Source organism: Mucilaginibacter lappiensis (genome assembly GCF_050433765.1).
GTDB classification, from domain to species: domain Bacteria; phylum Bacteroidota; class Bacteroidia; order Sphingobacteriales; family Sphingobacteriaceae; genus Mucilaginibacter; species Mucilaginibacter lappiensis_A.
Genome location: NZ_JBNPWP010000006.1, coordinates 59,419 through 78,940, shown reverse-complemented (window position 1 = coordinate 78,940; position 19,522 = coordinate 59,419). Strand labels below are relative to the sequence as shown.

Below are 19,522 nucleotides of genomic sequence, written 5' to 3'. Positions count from 1 at the left end.
ATTTATAATTTGGATTGAGGATGGATGGGTATTACACCGTTCGACAGATCTTCGAGCGCTTTTATTCCCGGCAAAAACAAGAGTAAGCTGCCATCTGTACGGATAAAACGCTCAAGGCCTTTCATTTCTACATAGGAATCACCAGGATTGACAGGCAAGTAATCAAATTCATTATAGTCTGATATACTTTTATTAGGCGGACCAAATAGCGGATCGAAACCACTGGCATTGGGGCTGCCATCCTCTGACCTGAAACCGCCCTGCCGTATCCACGAATCCATAATAAACACAAACTGCTCACTTAAATTGGAACAAATAAACAGGCCAACTAATCCTCTTTGAATCCCTTCTGGTTCGTTTTCAACATAATCGGGACCATAAGGCCCTGCCCTGCGCATAATCCGTCGCGACTCCGCGTAAGATGGAGTGCCATCAGCTTTTTTATTCCCGGTTACCTTTGTATCATCTCTTGGGTTGGTGCGCCTGATATGAGCAGCGTACGGGCATAGCCGCCCCAGGTCGTCATTATGGCCTTTACCCTGCTGGTTAGGTGTATGGTTAATGTAGTTGAAATTTGTATAATCAAAATCCTTCAGGTCGGGGTTTGGTTTATCTGGCGAAACCACCAGCGGCGTTCCGTCAAACCATCGACCACACATTTTTGCGGCCACCAACTCAGGGCTTGCACCTTCCGGAGGATTATTTATAAACTTATTAAAAGCCTTTACATCCTGATATAATAACCTAAATGCGGCAAAGCTCCCATTCTCCAACAACGGATTAGGGGCATATGCAGGAGCAAGGGGATCATCAGAGAAATTTTTTATACCGATAACAAAGTTATCAAGTGGCACAATTTTCCTATCGTCAATAAGGCTTTTGCCCGATAATAAACGCCCCTGCACCGTATTCCATGGTACATTGGCTAATCTCGGTTGCGAAAAGCTATCCTTATACCCAAAATGAATATAATCGTTGCCTTTAGGTAACGGTTCTGAATCTTTAAAAAACACCGCGGTCATTGACGCTCCATTAGCACCTGCGGGAATCATCCCTAACAGGGTTTGATAATAGCTTTTGAGGCAATCACTGTCATGAGCAAAAAGGCTTACCTGTACGTGCAGGTCTGATCCATCGGCAACCGGATCCTGGGGCGCCAGCCATCCGCCAGACCTTTTCCACCATAAAGTTGGTGCACTATCGTCGGTATCACCAATTTTTCCAGCAGTTTTGACAGCCCCGGATTTAAACCATTTAAAAAATTCCAGACTATCGTTATTCACAGTTTCAAACTGATCCTGATCTATTAGTTTTTTAAGGCCGAAAACAGTTAAACCAACATTTAAACAATAATCCGGCTTTTGGCCATTTTTCCAGGGGGCGGCTGTTGTAACCTTAAGTAATTCGGCACTGCCTGGCAATATTTTTTTACAAAACAGCCGTGCGCCTTCCGCATCATTTATTTTAAACACAATGTAGCGAACGTAGGGTAAATTATAACCCCGTAGTATTAAACCTTGTATATCGCCAAGTTTAGGCTCGGCGACGGTATTAATAGCATTCAGATTTAGGTTCATCATGGAGAATAGATTTTAAATAAGGCCCTGCATATTTCAGCAGGGCCTGGCAATTATTTAACACTCTTCGGGTGGTACTGATGGATCAAAATGAATAGGCACTGCCGGTGAAGGCCACAGATCCTGTGCATCGGGATAGTTCTTTAATATTTTGCCTATGGTTAAGCCCGGGAAGGTAAAACCAAGGATGAATTTTTGCCCCGGTGCAGATGTTGTGGCCGCCGGTATGGTTGGATCAGAAAAATTATACCGCATTAATAAACAATTAAATGCGGCTTTATTATCCTTCACCCCACCTCTTTCAAGGATGCGGACTGCCGAAGTTCCGTCTGTAGGTTTCACAATACCTGTTTCATCCATTGCACTTAATACAAGGTTGAGCCCAAATTCTATTTTGGGGTTATCAACAAAGGAGCTGATATAAGGCACAAAATCAGCATCATAAATTGCCTGTACAACAAATAAGCCCCTGTCATCCATAGCCTCGAAGCTTGGTATAGGAAGCCCGGCCGATTTACCTGCCGGCAAGTAATAAAACATAAAAAAGTGTACCCCTGTTAAAGCGCGGATATCATCGCCGGGTATTACTGCGTTTTTAAGTGTTGTTAATGCTTCATTAACACTTTCTGATGATTCCTTTTTTACAGGAAGGAACAGGAAAAGCATGTGCTGCTGTTCGGTCTGGGTTAATTGTGTGATGGGAGATGCCACTGTATTTTTTGTTTAGGTTTATTTTTACCTACTCTTTTAAGGCTTTTCGGTATCCGCCGGTTACATAAAATTCTTATATATTAAAGCATAGTTTACACGTTTAGCGGTTTTTACTTGCTATTAATTCGCTTTAGTTATATCTACTTTGGTTATATTTCTTTACAATAGTTTATTTTCAGTCACATTGCCAAACCTGTAACTTATACTTACCTCATGCGTGTTAATATTTATACCACCCAGGTTATTTGACGATGTGCCAAACTGATAACTATACCCTACCCTGAATGCTTTGCCAATCACCGATAGCATAGCCGCAGCTTTTTTATCGGTACGATAATTTAGCCCTACGCCCAGTTGCTCTTTCAGGTATAATGTACCTGATACATTTGCCAGAACCGGCGATCCGTTTAAATAGGACACCAGTGTTGCCGGTTTAAATTTTACATCATCACTCACATCGGCCAGGTACGCACCTGTAAAGTAATAGTGCGTGCGCAGGTAATTGGCCTGCTGTTCAGATGCTGTACCCAAACTACGGATAGTAAACTCAGGCACCGAGAGGCCGAGGTAGTAGCGGGCGCTATATAACATCACTCCAAAACCTATATTGGGTTTTGTTTCGCGCACATCATTCATAAACTGTGGATCTGATGCATCCAACTGAGAGTAATTACCTACATAGTTGCGAATACCCGCATTTAAAGCAACGGCAAGGTAGCTGGTTTGGGTTAACTGTATCCCTTTAGCAAAAAACGCATTAAACTCTATCTGGTGCTCAACAGCGGCCTGATCATTGAGTACATAAATCCCTGCTGCGCTATTAATTGATTCAACAGGGAAATTGGCATTAAACATCAAGCTGCTTGGCGCCCCGTCTATTCCTATAAACTGCTTGCGTCCCAGCACGCTCACCGAACCGGCTTTATCAAGCATTGAATAAGCCGAATTTACCGACGTAAGGTTATCGGCGTATTGGCTGTAATTATAAATCTGTTGCTGGGCAAAAACCCTACTACCGGTTATTAATACCAGCAGCAGACTTAGACTTAAAATTGTTGTTATTTTGAACATAAATACCCGTTTCTATCCCTTTATTTTTAATGTTTATATTGAAAATTGATACTATTTTAAGAGCTAAAAAACTAAAGTAATTATAGGTGTACTTATTGGTTTGGCAATAGTGTATATCAACCTAAATACCCATGTTTACCAGGCTGATTTCACCCTTTTTAGTTTAATTGCCCATCAAAACAGAAAAACCTGCTACCGGTAATTGATACCGGTAGCAGGTTTATTAATATTTAAGTATGATATACCCGGTTTTGCGTTTGGTTTCATTACCATCCTTATATTCAAGCGAATAATAATAGGTACCTGATTTTTGCAGGTTACCGCCCTTGTTGGAATGACCATCAAACACTTTACCGTTAACACCATAACTCCGGACATCGTAAACCAGCCCACCGCCCGAGTTCATGATTGATAAATGGTTATCGGTATAATTTTCAATACCATCAATAGTAAGATAATCATTAATACCATCACCGTTTGGCGATAATGCCTGATGAACGATGATCGCATCGCTATGGTTTAAGTCATTTGATTTTGGGGCAATAGCGGTACTATTATAACCAGCATCAAAAGTGTGCAAAGCCAGCGTATTTAATGACGCAGCTTTGCTTACAGCTATAGTATATGTTCTTGTGGTTACTCCATCTTCGGCTGTTACTACAGTTGTAATAACGGTAGTACCTGTCGTGTTAAGCGCAACTGTTGTAGGTGTGCCAGATGTTGCAGCTATATCGTTTACTGTAAAAGAGGCATGGCTGTCGCTCAATGTTGCTTTTTGCTGTACACTAATTGCAGATGAACTTACAGATGCGGTGTAATTACCTGAGTTACCTATCCTGCTCAATACCACGCCGCTTAATGATAGCGATGCAAGGTTCGCGTTTGATGCTCCACTCTTACTCACGGCTATGGTGTAAGTACGGGTGGTAATACCATCTTCGGCTGTTACTACAGTTGTAATAACGGTGGTACCTGTCGCATTAAGCGCCACTGTTGCAGGTGTTTTTGATGCTGTAGTTACACCATTAACTTTAACAGTTGCATGGCTGTCACTCAACGTTGCGGTTTGCTGTACGCTAACTGCCGAAAAACTTACAGCTGCGGTGTAATTACCTGTGTTACCTATCCTGCTCAACACCAAGCCGCTTAAAGATAGCGATGCAAGGTTCGCATTTGATGACGGAACCCTGTTTACAACTATAGTGTATGTTCTTGTAGCTACTCCATCTTCGGCTGTCACTACAGTTGTAATAGTTGTAGCACCTGTAGCATTAAGTGCCACCGTTGTAGGTGTTCCTGAGGTTTCAGTTACACCATTAACTTTAAAAGTTGCATTACTGTCACTCAATGTTGCTTTTTGCTGTACACTGATTGCAGATGAACTTACAGATGCGGTATAATTACTTGTGTTACCTACCCTGCTCAATACCACGCCGCTTAAAGATAGCGATGCAAGGTTTGCATTTGATGTTCCATTCTTACTCACGGCTATGGTGTAAGTACGGGTGGTAATACCATCTGCGGCTGTTACTACAGTTGTAATAGTTGTAACACCTGTCGCGTTAAGTGCCACTGTTACAGGTGTCCCTGATATTGCGGTTACACCATTAACTTTAACAGTTGCATGGCTGTCACTCAACGTTACTTTTTGCTGTACACTAATTGCAGAAAAACTTACAGACGCGGTATAGTTACTTGTTTTACCTATCCTCACTATTGGTGCCGATATTAGACTTATTGCCGATATATTGGCATTATTAGAAAGTGAAGCTGCCCTGGTTACTGTTAACGTATAAGTTTTACTGGTAGTGCCATCTTGCGCGGTAACCACCGTTGTTATCACATTACTACCCTCATTTAGCGGGATATTAAACGTACCGCTTGCCACATCGGGTTGGTTACCATTTACCAAAATAATAGCATCGGGATTATTGGAAACAGGAGAAAGTGTAATAGAACTTACACCATTATCTACCGTAGCTGTATAGCTGGTTGTACTTGTATCAAATACCGGGCTAATTGTGCCGGCGTCTGTACTTAAACCGGCCAAAGTTGCATCGGCAGATGGAGCGGCCCTGTTAACTGTTACGGTATACGTTTCGGTTGTAGTGCCATCTGCGGCTGTTACGGTAATACTAATTAAATTATCGCCCAGGTTTAAAGGGATGCTCAAACCAGAACCAGAAGCAACTGTTGTACCGCCAATATCTATTATTGCAGCAGCATTTGCAGCCGAAGGAGTTATAGTTATATTACTTACCGCATTAGTTACACTTGCCAGGTAAGTATTATTACCACTGCTAAATACAGGACTAAGGGAGCCGTTACTTAACCCAAGGCCAGCCAAAGTAGCATCAGCAGATGCAACTGCCCTGGTTATAGTTACTGTATATGTTTTAGTAGTACTACCGTCCTGCGAGGTTATTGTTGTAGTTACCACGTTAGCACCGGTATTTAGCGGAATCAAAGCAGATGGTGTACCCGAATTAATTACCGTGGTATTACCTGCATTGGTCACCGTGATGGTAGCGTTTGCCTCGGCGGTTGCCGGGGTAAAGTTGACGGACGATACATTACCTGCAACCGTTGCTGTATAATTTACGGTGTTTCGGGAAAACGCAGGCGATATTGTCCCGGAGCTCAATACAATATTACCCAGGAAAGCCTGGTTAACAGATGGACGGAGCACGTTTAATGCGTAACTTGTAAAGTTCACACCATCGGGCGCGGTTACCCTAACGGTGATTCGCTGATTACCTGCAAAAAGCCCACTGTTGGTGTACGAAGGATTTGAAGCATTAATGGTTTGTCCGCCTGCTGTTACGCTTGCGTCTGCTGCCGAAGCCACCGGTGTAACCGTAATAGCATCATCACTGCTGGCTACAACTACAGTATAACTTGTGGTGCCCGGCGCAAAAGCGGGTGCAAGAGCGCCTTTATCTACCGTTAACGAACTGAGCGTAACATCGGTAAATGGCAGCCTTATAGCATGTACGGTATAATATTGTGTATTAGAGTTATCTGCCGCGGTAATACCTACCGTAAATATGTTATCACCTACGGCAAGCGGCAAGCTGCCAGATGCACCACCAGATATAGCATAACCGTTTACCGTGATAACCGTACCGCCAGGGTCAGATGCGTTAGGGATAAGACTGATAGCCGTTACATTATTAGGAATATTGGCAGTAAGGTTGTTATCGACCTGGTTAATAATAGCAGAATACTGCGCGTTACCTGACAGGATAACGTTGATCAAACCTGCATTTGATGAATATGCCCGATTGATGGTAATATTATAGGTATTGTTACCACCACCTAATGAGAAAACATTTACAGGTATAACATTCACGCCACCCTGTAAGGCTACAAACCTTGATGCTCCTGTGTTTACAGGCGCTCCGCCTACCCTTAGTTCGGCACGACTATCCTGTGCCACAGGTGCAATTATAATACCGGTTACAGTAGGATCGCTAATGACCATCGTATAATCATTCGTTGCCGGATCAAATACAGGGATCAGCGGTGTTATTGTCCCGTTGATGTTCATCGTTAAGCTTTGCAGCAAATTATTTGTCGAGAAATTCCTGGTTACATTTACGGTGTAGGTTTTTTGAGTCGTTCCATCGCCCGCAGTAACTACTATCTCCATAGGTTCAGCTACCGAAAAGTATTGGAGCGTGATGGCGTTACCGTTAGCAGTATTTAAAGCCGTCCCGTTAATGGTTATCGTCGAGCCATCGTTTGTAGCAACAGGGTTCAGGTGGAAGGCGGTTACATCGCTGGTTACCGTGGTGTTATAAGTATAAGTACCACTGTCAAAAGGCACATCAAGCCCCGAAATGGTGGTCATGATACCCAAATTGGCTAATGTGGCATCGGTCGATGTTGCCCTGGTTACGGTTATATTGTAGGCTCTTGGTGTTCCGTTTTGTGCCGTTACAGTTACAGGTATCTGGTTATCGCCTATAGCAAGTGTGCTTGTAAAAGGCGACCCTGATGGTGCAGGCAAGCCATCATGGGATCCGTAAGCTGTGGCATCAAAGGTGGGTGTAATATCGATGGATTTGGTTGCATTGCTCACCTGCACTGTATAGTTAAGCGTAGCGTTGTCAAAAGCCGGACTAAGCGAACCTTCACTCACAGCCAGGCTGTTCAGCAGGTTATTTGATGAGAAGGCTCGGTTAATAATCAGGCCATAGTAATTTTGCGTGGTGCCGTCCTGCGCGGTGATCACGACACTGTAGGTGTTATCACCTAAGCTGAGCGGCAGGGTAACCGGCGTGCCTGACGTAAATGGTGTACCGTTAACCATTAATGTAGCATTGGCTTCATGAACTACGGCTGTAAGGTCAAAGCTGGTTACCGTATTACCTACGTTAGTCCTATACACATTGTACGCATCCGGTGCCGGCAACACCCCGGTGCTGATACTGAAACTGCTTAACGTAGCATCTGCAGATGGCAAACGGGTTACTATAATATTATAAGGGTTACTGGTGGTGCCATCCTGTGCGGTTACATTTACAGGAATGGTATTGGATCCAACATTTAAGGAGATACTGCCCGATGCCGTGCCAGATGTTACCTGGTTACCGGCAACGGTCACCCTTGCATTAACATCAGACAAAGCTGGTGTAACTGTCAAAGAAGTAATGCCTGTAGCAACCGTAGCCGTGTAATTATTGGTACCCGATGCAAACGATGGCGACAAAGCACCCTCGCTGATAGATAAACTGCTCAGATTACCATTGGTTGATAAGAATATCGAAAACGCCGAAGCATTTGAAGCATCCTGCCCAATAGTATAATTGTCTGAGCTTAGTCCCGAGCCATTGATGGCATAGGTACCTACCGGTGTGCTTAATGTAGCGGCTGTGCTAAAACTAAGTGTACCGGTTGTTGCTGATGCCTGGGTATCGCCGTTTAAAAAGCCTGTTACGGTACCTGTTACCGATGGGTTGGCCGTATTAAATGCACGGCTTGCCGGCGTGGCTACATAGCTCAGTGTATTTTTGGTGATGGTTAAAGCTGTATTGTTAGCAGCAGCGGCTGTTATGTTATAATTGGCTGCAGTTACCCCGCTTAGTGTTATGGGGTAACTGCCAACGCTACTGGTTGCGCTGGCTGTGGTGTTATAAACCGGCGCACCTGTCAAGGCAGTAGCAGCGGTTTCATTGTTGACATAACCCGTTATGACGCCGCTTAATGCAGGATTAGCCTCGCCATAATGTTTGGTGGCTGCCTGCGCAGTAAACGTTAAATCGGACTTGGTTATGGTAAATATGGTAGCGTTTGCGGCTGCTGGCGTAAAGGTATAGTTGAGCGCATCTAAGCCGTTTACGGTTACCGGGTAGCTGCCAACAGGGCTGCTGACTGTAGCGGTGGTAGCGTACGAAAAAGAAGAGAGTACCTGGTCAATAGTCTGGCCGTTGGCTAAGCCGGTAAACACTGCGTTAAATGCCGGATTTGCAGCGCCATAAACCTTGGTAGCTGGTTGAGCAGTATAAGTAATAACAATCTTATTAAGCGTTAAGGTAGTATTATTTGCAGTAGCCTGTACAAAGCTATAGTTGGCAGCACTTAATCCACTCCCGGTTATTTCATATTGTATAATTTTAGTATTATTTGTTGTAACCGGTGATGTAGCATTGGCTGTTGAAGTAAAAAGCAGTATACCGGTAGTGGCAGTTGTCTGGGTATCGCCATTCACAAAGCCGGATACAGAGCCCGTAAAGGTTGGGTTGGCTGCGCCGTAATCGCGCGATGTGGCATCGGCAGTATAGGTTAATACTGCTTTGTTTACAGTTAGCTGCCGGCTAACATTTGATGCTGCAAGGTACGTAGTATTGCCCCCCTGCGCTGCCGTAATATTTACAGTACCGGCGCCCACAATATGCACAAGACCGGCACTGGTTACCGTGGCTACATTGTCATTATCGCTGGTATAAGTTACCGGCAATGTGCTACTTGCTACCGCTCCTAAAGTAAAATCTGCCGCCCCATAGGTTGCCGCGGGGATACTATTGAAAGTGATGGTTTGAGGGGTTTTGTCCTTGGTAATAGTGGTAGTGTAAGTTTTTGTGCTGAAACCATCCTGCGCGGTTACGATAGTTGTGATGGTATTACTACCCGGATTTAAACTGAGCGCCCCGGATGCAGAACCTGAAGCAATAGTTGTGTTATTAATCTTCACTGTGGCATTCACCTGCTTAATCACCGGGGTAACAGTTATTGAAGTTACATTGTAAGTTACATTTGCAGTGTAAGCGGTTGTATCCGGTGCAAATACCGGACTTAAAGTACCGGAACTGAGTGCAAAACTTGTAAGATTGGCATCATTGGATAAAGTTATAAAGCTTTTTACAGCGCCGTACGAAGTACCGGCGCTACTGGTTGCGTATGCCCGGGCATAATAAGTTGCTACAGGGTTGAGGCCGGTAATACTTGCCGAAAAAGTGCCTGTACCACTACCCATTACCTGCTTGGCATCGGTACCTATAACCGGCAATGCGTTTACAGAACTATAAACTACTCCCCTTTCTGTAACCGCTACGTCGCTCCGGGTTATATTGCCCCCAATTGTTACCGAGCCCGACGATATAATGGTTGCTGCTGTTGTTGTAAGCAATGCACGTTTAGGAACCCAAAGCCCCGGGGCAACGCCAGTTGCTGGCAAGGATTGAACAGAGAGTACTTCTGTTGTATTGCCGGTGGTAAGATCAACTGAGAATATTGCCCTGTGGGTTGAAAGGTTGTCATAAATATACGCTTTGTTGTTACCTGCATCAAGCGCCATCTGGTATAGGGGAATACTGGCAATTGACGACTTTATAGCAACCTGGCCGGTACCGTCAGAACGCATCTTATAAAGCGCATCATTGGCAGTTATCGCACCTGTATTATTAGATGTTAAAAAATAAATATAATCTGTAGCAGGGTCATAATCACAATCGATGCCTAACATAGATCCCGATGCAGCGGTTGTTGGCGATACCCTGGCTACCGAGGCTGTATAATCTGATAAACTGAGTGTTATAAATGAATGGTCGGCGAATAAGTTTTCATAAACAAATACCCTGTTGTTGGCAATATCGAGTGCAAGGAAAGATGGGTTTTTACAAAAGCCGGTTATTAGTGTTGTCGAGGCACTGCCATCGGGCCTTACCCTTACAAGCGCGTCATTTGCAGTTGCTGTTGATGGTAAGCCATCCTGCACCACATAATAAATATAATTGCCAACAGGATCATATTTTATTGATTGTATCCTGCCCGTTAATGTAACCGGGATGGTTGTTGTTACAGCACCCGTATTTAAATTAATTACCTTTATGCTTAATCCGGTGGGCGGGGTTAACGAATATGTTTCATACACAAATGCTCTGTTGTTAGGCAGGTCCATCTCCAGTATCGTGGGCGAATAGGCAAATCCTGAAAACAGGCTGATTGCCTCAGAGCCATCCGCCTTAACCCTGTATAGCGCGTCATCGGCCGATTTGGTATCCTTATTGGCGTCATTGGTTAAATAATATACCTGTGCATGGCTTTGCGCGGCAATGCCAACTAAAAACAAAAGCAATAAGACCGTTAAAAGATTGCGAAGATTAACTTTAAACAGGTTAGTTAAAAGGGGTAAAGGTTTTTTCATTTTGGGGGATTTAAGCAAGTGACGGTTGTAGATAGGCTTGGTTATTATATTTTAACTTTATGCAATTGTCCTTAAACTGTTAAAGGGATATTTCAAACTGGCTGCTTGTTTCTTTCGTAAGCTAAAGTGCTATGATATAGTGTTACCCCTGCCTTATTTATGGTTAAATAAATAAGAAACAGGGGTAACATTTTTACTTTATCCGGTGCAGATTGCTATATCCGCGCCGGGGGCAAGATTAATGGTTATGGTCTTGGCGGATATACACCTTCAAGAGCAATAATGAAGTTTACAGCTAAAACAGGCTGAACTAATTTTACCGCGGTTGTACCTCCAACTGTTGATACTGTGCCTGCATTTAAAGTAACATCAGGCGTAACATCTGAATACAGGCTTGTACTTTCACCCGAAACAGAATCAATAAGGGCCGACGGGTAAAAACTGGTTGGTAAAACCTGGTTAGCGCCGGTTGAATTGGCGTTAATAAGGTGTGAGTGGGCAGGCATCTGGTCCTTTGAAAGAACAACAGACTCTGAACCTGTCATTTGACCGAGATAGTACGGAGATAAGTTGTTACCCTGTCCCTGCTGAATTGGTGCACGGCTACGCAGATCTGGCACAGCGAAATTTGATACGCCATCGCCGCCATAATAAGTTTGGATCAATGAAAATAATGCCTGCCACTGTCCAATTTGTAATAATCTTCCGTCGCAAAGCGCCCATCCACGCGGGGCAAAATCGCCCGCAAACATTTTGATCTCACCAATGTAAGGTTCCATAGTAATAAAGTTTAGGTTTGGTTAATAAGTTAAATAGTGGGTTTAAAACTGGTTGGTAAATATATATGATATTATAGCTTATTTCAACAAATATCAGCCTAATTATCAATATTTTATGAAATTTACCATCTGGTTAATTTAATTACGAATTAAGAGCACCACCCCCATTACAAAGCATAATTAATTATTACGCAAAGGTTATGTTTAACTGGAGGTTAAAATTTGTAAAAAGAACTACTGTAATGCTACCTGCTTTAATATTACATCACAAATGTCTGTTTTAGTTAAAAGGCAGCATAGGGTGTAATCCGCTTTTTTAAAGGTGCTTTTAAGGGTAAAAAAGGTTTATTTTAAATTGTGCTTTCTATAAAAGGAAATCTTTGGTGCACTTTAAGCTTGTTTAATGATAATTTGACGTACCTGTTGTAACCGTTGATTGTATGATTGATTTTAACATAGCCGGCACAATGAATTTGTGCAATGGTTTGATGAGTAAAAAATAAAGTCGGCCAAATAAATTCTTAAATACAACAATTGTTGAAATTGTTAGTTGCTTTTCATTTTCGTTCTCTCTGAATTTGTCTAAAAAAAATGAAATCCTAAAATTCAAATGCTTGTCGTCCTCACCTAAAATAACTTCATTGTCCGTCTTCTCAAATACTTTGAAAAGTCCAATTCGGTCACCCTGATCGCATTTAAAGTTTTCTAACATTTGTTTTGGATCAACATTGCCGGAAGTCTTAAGTCCGAACATACCAACGATCACATTTCTCAATCCAAGCAATTTTTTAATCCACTTTGGGGTTGATAAAAAAAAAGCTTTGCAAATACCAGCAGGTTGTAATTTATTTTCTTTGTCGGGAATTATGCCTTGGAAACTGTCTGCATAATCATATCTCCTGCCGGTCTGGTTAAGCAGCGAAGTTGCAGGAAGTGTTGTTTTAATAATCGTCATTGTCTGGATTGTAATGTTCAAAAACAGCAGGCGTTGCATTGTTAACAACTGCCGTTTTCGTCAATTTGTTAGGTATACCCTACCATAAACAATAAACACACATATTAGAAACAGAACGCAGTTGGTAAAAACATTTTTGGGTTCGTGCCTTTTGTAATGAATTATTGCGGCAGGAATCATAATGACAGCAAAACAGATGGCGGAAATTGTTGTCAGGACAGGAAGAATATGAAGCAACAAAGGAAGAATAATCCCTATTGTTCCTAAAATTTCTGATATGCCGATGAAACGAATTAGACCAGCGGACAAACCTTCAACGCCCGTCTGTCCTCTTGTGACCAATTTTTGTTCGGAGTAAATTGATTTTTGTACGCCCGAATACAAAAATATAGCGGCAATCAATGATTGAAGAATCCAAAGAGTAGTGTTCATATTATTGTTATTTGCTTCCACAAATAACAGAACACTGTAAGTAATTTCCTTTGATAATTGTCAAAAAATTAAGCCTGCGAACGAATTCTGCTCAAAGTTTCCTGAGTGATGCCAAGATAAGAAGCAATCATTCCAAGCGGAACACGCTGAATAAATGTAGGATGAGTTGCCATTAAAGTTTGATAGCGTTGCAAGGCACTTGAAAAATGTAAGTCGTCAAATTTTTGTTGCAATTGTACTAAGCCAAAACTTACAAGATTTCGGAAAAGATTTTCAATGTCATGATGTTTGCTGCAAAGGTTTTCCAAATCGTTGTAGTGAAGTGAAAAAAGAACGGAAGGTTCCAACAATTCAATTGTCCGCCTGTCGGGTTTTCGGGTAATGAAACTAATAATGGAAGAAGCAAAAGAATTTTCGTCACTAATCCAGTCGGTAACATCTTTTCCATCTTTCAAATAGTAAGTTCGTGTTAAACCGCTGTCAATAAAATAAACGAAATTACAAACCGTGTCTTGCTTTACAAGAATATGTCCTTTGGGAAACTCTAATTTTTTTAGGCACGATGAAAGTTCTTCTTTGCTGTCAGCAGATAAGTTTGTGAATTGTGAAACTGTTGAAAAAAAATTGTCCATTCCTTTTTTGCCGGTTAAAAGGTTATGTATGGTTTCTACCATTTAGCAGAGCAATTAAAGTTTTTAAACGAATTACAAACCACTTAATTTTTTCAAAGCGACTTTATAGAATATTTCCATCGTATATAAATGGATATACTACAATCATTCCGTTCTCAAACTCTTTATAGGATTAGCCAGTGCTGCTTTAATAGATTGAAAACTGATAGTTACAAATGCTATTACCAGCGCTATAATGCCGGCTGCCGCAAATATCCACCAGCTCATATCAGTATGGAAAGCAAAATCAGCCAACCATTCATGCATCGACCATCGGGCTACCGGGATAGCTATTACAGCTGATATCAAAACTAACAGCAGGAAATCCTTTGATAACTCAAGTACAATTTGCCGCACACTTGCTCCCAGTACCTTTCGTACGCCAATTTCCTTAACCCGCTGGGTAATAGTAAACGCCGACAATCCGAATAGCCCCAAACAAGCGATAAATATAGCGACGCATGAGAATATGGTAAACAAGCTGCCCTGTTGTTGTTCGCTGTTGTATAGTTGACGGAATTTATCATCCAGAAAGTTAAAATCAAAAGGAGTTTCGGGCAGATATTTATGCCAGGTGGCTTGCAGCGAACTCACTGCGGTTTGGACATTGCGACTATTTACCTTTACCGACATTACATGATAACCGTTGTTCGATGGCAATCGAAATATCAGCGGAGTAATTGCCTGGTGCAACGACTCGAAGTGAAAATCCTTAACGATGCCGATAACTTTACCGCTGACATCTCCATACGTAATATCCTTACCGATAGCATTTTGCGGGGTTTTCCAGCCCAGCGACCGTACCGCCGCCTCGTTTACAATAAAGTTATTGGTATCGGTTGAAAACTCTTTCGAGAAATTGCGTCCGGCGGCCATTTTCATGCCATAAGTGGGTATAAAGCCATAATCGGCGCTGATGTATTTCAGGTCGCCTTTAATGGGTTTCATTACGCCATCTACCAAAACTGTCGCGTCTTGGTAGTCGAGCAGGCGGCCTGATGGAATACGCGATGAGCGGCCAACCTCTTTTATCGCCGCGTTTTTAAGTAAATCTGCTTTAAATGCATCATATTGAGGATGTAGCTGTCCAACATACCCCATTGTTAAAACGGCGTCCTTATTGAAACCTAAATCGGCTTTTTGAATGTATTGCAGTTGGCGGTACACCACGGTAGTAGCTACTATCAGGATAATCGAAATAGAAAACTGCACAACAACCAGCACCTTGCGGAACGACACGCCGCCTGAGCCGGTTTTTATAATACCTTTCAAAACCTTCACCGGTAAAAACGACGACATAAAAATGGCTGGGTAAATACCGCTGATGAGGCCTATGATAAACGGCAGCAACAAAACGGGCACTAAAATTTGCCATTGCAGCAGGCTGTTAAACGCGAGATGGGTGTTTGCCAAATGGTTTATCATGGGCAGCAGAAATGCCGCCAGAGCCATGGCCAATGCAAGTGCAAAGCAGGTAATCATTACCGATTCGCTTAAAAATTGGCTAATGATCTCCTTTCGCTGAGCGCCGATAACCTTGCGGATACCAATTTCCTTTGCCCTCAATACCGAACGCGCGGTGGATAGATTCATGTAGTTGATGCAGGCTATCAGCAAAATAAACAGCGCGATAGCCGAAAATATGTATACCCTTTTGATATCGCCGTTTTCTTCAAACTCATCATCCAGATGTGAGTGCAGGTGTATGTCGGCGAGCTTTTGAAACGTAAGTTTGGTGCCATCATGTGTTTTAGCGTTTCCGGCCATACCGCCAAGGTGTACGTATTTATCCAGGAAATCAGGCAATTGGCTTTCAATCCTGTCGGTATTATAGTCCTTGGGGAAAAGCAGGTAGGTAAAAAAGGCATTACCACCAAAATCGTTATCTAAGCTGTTCGCGCCAAAAATTGCCGGATCTTTTAAGGTGCTGAACGACATCAGTATGTCGGGGTGCATGTGTGAGTTGGCAGGAAAAGCTTTAAATACACCGGTAACTTTAAAGTCGTGTTTAATCTTACCCAGGAAAACGTTATCCAGCAATATGCCTTTGCCGATCGGGTCGGTATCGCCGAAATATTTATGCGCCATGGCTTCGCTCAGCATAATGCTGTAAGGCTCTTTCAGCGCATTATTTGGGTCGCCTTTAACCACAGGTACAGTGAAAAAGTCGAAGAAATTATCTTCGGCAAAGACGCTATTCTGCTCGTTAAACAGCTTGTCTTTATAGTGAAAGGCCGTAGTGTGGATAGGCAAAACCCGCGTTATTTTTTTAATATCCGGAAATGCACTTTGCAGTAAAGGCCCAAAGGGCGGCGCAATCGCGCTTAAATGCAGGCTCTCCACATTTTTACTGGCATAAAAAATACGCGTTACCCTGCGGATATCCTTCGCATTGGCGTTAAATTTATCATAGCTGCGCTCATTAATAATATAGCTTAAAATAAGCAGGCAGCAGGTTAACCCTACGGTTAAACCAAATATGTTGATGAATGAAATAAACGGATGCCTTTTGATATTCCGAAATGCACTCCTTAGATAGTTTTTTATCATGGTCATTCCATTTTCAAGGTACGTAATTAATTTTCTTTTGGGTTGCCTTTTATAGTTTGACGCAGCAGTCTGCGGAATTTGATGTGATTCAACAGCTTTGATCCGCCCCATTAATTTTGCAAAATTGCGATCAGTATCCTCTTTAGACATTTGTTCGTTGGTTGTCCATTTCGCCAGCAATAAACGTAATACTGCCGATGCATCAGGATCTTTGTTCAGGAGATCATCCAGTTCCCTTAATTCTTCAACAGTGGCTTCCCGGGCTAATTTTTTAACCGCCAGCTCCAATATCCGACCTTTAAGTTTCATCTGAATAAACCGGGCTAATGCATATTTTTAAACGATACGGTAAATGTTGTCATAACATTTAAACTTCGTGCCAAATGTATAATTCATTGAAAATAAATAGTTTACAAATAACAACTTGCTGATTGCCGTACGAAAACGTTACAATGGGTGTGCGGTTTTGCCGTGACTTGTCCAAAATGACAATCCCAGACTGGGTGTTTTACGAACCAGTTGTTAGATCAAATGTATGTTTTAAGCGAATTTAAGTAGCGGGTAAACCTTTAATTATCCCGCACAAACCTCACCGATTTTGGCGTGTCGGTATTATGCTCCCTGTCTAAAAAGCAACTGGAACACCTGGTGTAATCATCACTGGAAAAGTTTGGATACAGCCGAGTTATAATAAACGAATAATAAGTGGCGTGAACGGTAACTTTTGCCGGCGGCAGCGGCGTGGCGGTTAAAAACACTGCAAAGTTTCCCGGTGTTTCGTTATATGGGTAGGCATAATACCCCGCCGGGTAAGCATTAAACCCCGAAGTGTTTGTTCCCTGCTTATCGGAAGGGTAGCTAATTTCCCATTCCGACGTTGACTTTAGCGCGAGCGTTTTATCATAATCCACTACGAAGTTGCCGTCGGTATCTTTTTGGGTGGTAAAATTGCTCATCAGTTTATTAAAATCTGCAACGGTAGGTATACGCCAGCCCGCGGGCAGCTTTAAGCCCGCTAAATCAGCCTGGGTATAAAAATAATTTGGGTTGGGTGCGTAAAAATGGCCCGCCACGCCGCCCGGCCCGTCGTAATTAACCGCCGTCCACTCCTGCTGCCCTATTTTAATGGTCGGGTACACGGTACCGGATATAGTAATTTCTGAAGTTACCGGTTCTTTTTTGCCATCCTTTTTACAGGCAGCAACAAGCAGCAGACAAGATAAAAGTAACAGCAGGTTAGGCTTCATTGGCAAAGGCTTTATTAAAATTACAATAAAAAGGCGGATTATTCGAAGTAATCTGGTTTTGCTCCCCAGACAGAGCCCGAACCAGCGAATATTCGATTAGAAAGGTTATTATAAAATATCCATCAACACAGAATGTCTTTGTTTTTTTGAAGGTCGGTATAAAAATAAATGAAAAGCGTTTACAGGTGTTTCGGTACTTGCCTATGCTGGCGCACGCGTGTCGCGTGTGATCTTAATGTATATGAACAACTTGTTGATGAAAGCACACGCGACACGCGTTCGCCAGCAGAAGGGACTTTCATTAAAAGGGTAAATCATCCTCATCGCCATTTGTAGGAGTTTTGGCCGGCGGCTTATCTGGCAATAGGAACTGGTATAAAGATTTCAGTTTTTCCAGCAACTCATCGAAAGTAATGATCTGCACATTCTTGGAATTAGCTCTGAAATATTCAAAGGATTTCTGCTCATCAGTACCCTGCGGAGTTAATCCAGCAATCAATATTCCATGAACATGATAAGTTTCTATGTTGTAGGTTTTTGAGTTTACTTTTATGTTGTTGATTTCTTTTTGTAGTAAATAAACCTGATCAAGCACCTGACTAACTGCGGCACTGAGTTCTTGAGACGGGCCGTGGACGCTGCTTCGGTAAGCCTTTGCATAGACCAGATTAGTTGCAGGAGTTTTGATTTCCACTATTGCAGTATTGTTGCTCAGGGAATTTTTGACCAAAAAGTCCGCGATTTTTTCGCCCCCTCCAGACAATCGGCGGCCACCAACTGAAGCCTGGCCCTGGACGTTCACTACCGGGATTCCGAATGCCATGCTGATGATAAAAGGATTTTGCTGGAAAAGGTTCTGCCATTGAGCTTCACCAACTCCTTTCTCGATCATCACTTCAAACTTTTCAATCAATTGTTCCAGATTGACAAGTTCAAGGTCATTTTTCAATTTGATCAATTCCTGAGGCTGTTGCTCAAAAATTTTGTTGGCATTTTTACGTATGACAGTAAGTGCCTCTTTCTGTTCAGCCGGGGTTGCGCCATTTTCAACAAAACGATTCGTTTTCCCGACTAAGGCTACAAATTCCTCTTTAGATAGTTTTCCGGGAGCTTTTGAAACCATACCGGTACTGTCAAGCGCAGCAAATAACTCAACATTCAACGCATCCCGCTTTAAATTCGCAGTTAGACTCTGAGAACGCCTAATGATCGTATCCACCGTTCTTCTGAATCTTTCCAAATCACTTTCATGAATGGTAGCCGTGTGTTTAGCAGTTTCAACACTGGTTTTCTCTTTTGCAGTAATGACAAGTTTTTTAATACCTAACTCTTCCAAAATGGAAGCGATTTGCGTATAGTGCTTTTTAAAGCCAAACCCATAATTAATATCTTGTGTGAAGATTTCTGGAATTGTCATGGAAAGTAAACTTTCAAGATCCCAGTCTTCTTCAAGGTAACGTTCCGCATACCCGGAAAGCTCAAAAACTATTTCCCCTAGTTTTGAATAACGGTTGCTCATAGGGATTACTGACCATACTCTAAATGGCACTATCGTTATGGTTTTTGCTGTTTTATCAACCTCTAATACACACCTTTTATATCCCGAAGGATCTTTTTCATAAGAAGTAATGGCTGCGAGAGGAGGAGTAAAATATCCACGATACAGGTTATCAGAAATTTGCTCTACTTCCAAAGATCCTTCAGGTTGCAAGGAGTCAGACGGATACGGGATTGCCATAAGTAAGTTTGTTTGCAGTGAAGTTACATATGTTTCACAAATCAATCAAAGGATTAAATCGTTCAGCCCATGGTCGCTGTTATCACCGCACCATTGAAACAAAGAAGCCTGCAAATCAAAATTTGCAGGCTTTTGGCGTTCTA

At 42.4% G+C, this 19,522-nt stretch carries 11 protein-coding genes; all 11 read right to left on the bottom strand.

Annotation, left to right across the window (positions count from 1 at the left end; translation table 11 throughout):
* Window positions 1–2 precede the first annotated feature (2 nt).
* The gene (locus M2273_RS18770) at window positions 3–1,580 is read right to left on the bottom strand and encodes a hypothetical protein (protein ID WP_429399294.1); all 1,578 of its coding nucleotides are present in this window, start codon (window positions 1,578–1,580) and stop codon (window positions 3–5) included.
* A 54-nt stretch (window positions 1,581–1,634) separates the two neighbouring features.
* On the bottom strand, window positions 1,635–2,288 hold the full coding sequence (locus M2273_RS18765) for a hypothetical protein (RefSeq protein WP_429399293.1): 654 nt from the start codon (window positions 2,286–2,288) through the stop codon (window positions 1,635–1,637).
* A gap of 159 nt (window positions 2,289–2,447) precedes the next feature.
* Window positions 2,448–3,359, bottom strand: a complete 912-nt coding sequence (locus tag M2273_RS18760; protein ID WP_429399292.1) for a PorP/SprF family type IX secretion system membrane protein — start codon at window positions 3,357–3,359, stop codon at window positions 2,448–2,450.
* 223 nt (window positions 3,360–3,582) lie between these two features.
* A complete protein-coding gene (locus M2273_RS18755) occupies window positions 3,583–11,007 on the bottom strand; it encodes a cadherin-like beta sandwich domain-containing protein (RefSeq protein ID WP_429399291.1) in 7,425 nt (2,474 codons plus the stop codon).
* 245 nt (window positions 11,008–11,252) lie between these two features.
* Window positions 11,253–11,786: a phage tail protein gene (locus M2273_RS18750; RefSeq protein ID WP_429399290.1), complete on the bottom strand. Its 534-nt coding sequence runs from the start codon at window positions 11,784–11,786 to the stop codon at window positions 11,253–11,255.
* 400 nt (window positions 11,787–12,186) lie between these two features.
* On the bottom strand, window positions 12,187–12,780 hold the full coding sequence (locus M2273_RS18745) for a DUF2867 domain-containing protein (RefSeq protein WP_429399289.1): 594 nt from the start codon (window positions 12,778–12,780) through the stop codon (window positions 12,187–12,189).
* Window positions 12,781–12,801: 21 nt separating this feature from the next.
* Entirely contained in the window at window positions 12,802–13,173 is a 372-nt protein-coding gene (locus M2273_RS18740) for a DoxX family protein (RefSeq protein ID WP_429399288.1), read from the bottom strand.
* 68 nt (window positions 13,174–13,241) lie between these two features.
* Entirely contained in the window at window positions 13,242–13,847 is a 606-nt protein-coding gene (locus tag M2273_RS18735; protein WP_429399287.1) for a Crp/Fnr family transcriptional regulator, read from the bottom strand.
* Between the two features lie 102 nt (window positions 13,848–13,949).
* Entirely contained in the window at window positions 13,950–16,703 is a 2,754-nt protein-coding gene (locus tag M2273_RS18730) for an ABC transporter permease (RefSeq protein WP_429399286.1), read from the bottom strand.
* A 260-nt stretch (window positions 16,704–16,963) separates the two neighbouring features.
* Window positions 16,964–17,641, bottom strand: coding sequence for an FISUMP domain-containing protein (locus M2273_RS18725; RefSeq protein ID WP_429399285.1), 678 nt, complete (start codon window positions 17,639–17,641; stop codon window positions 16,964–16,966).
* 301 nt (window positions 17,642–17,942) lie between these two features.
* Window positions 17,943–19,379, bottom strand: a complete 1,437-nt coding sequence (locus M2273_RS18720; protein ID WP_429399284.1) for a Shedu immune nuclease family protein — start codon at window positions 19,377–19,379, stop codon at window positions 17,943–17,945.
* Window positions 19,380–19,522: the final 143 nt, after the last annotated feature.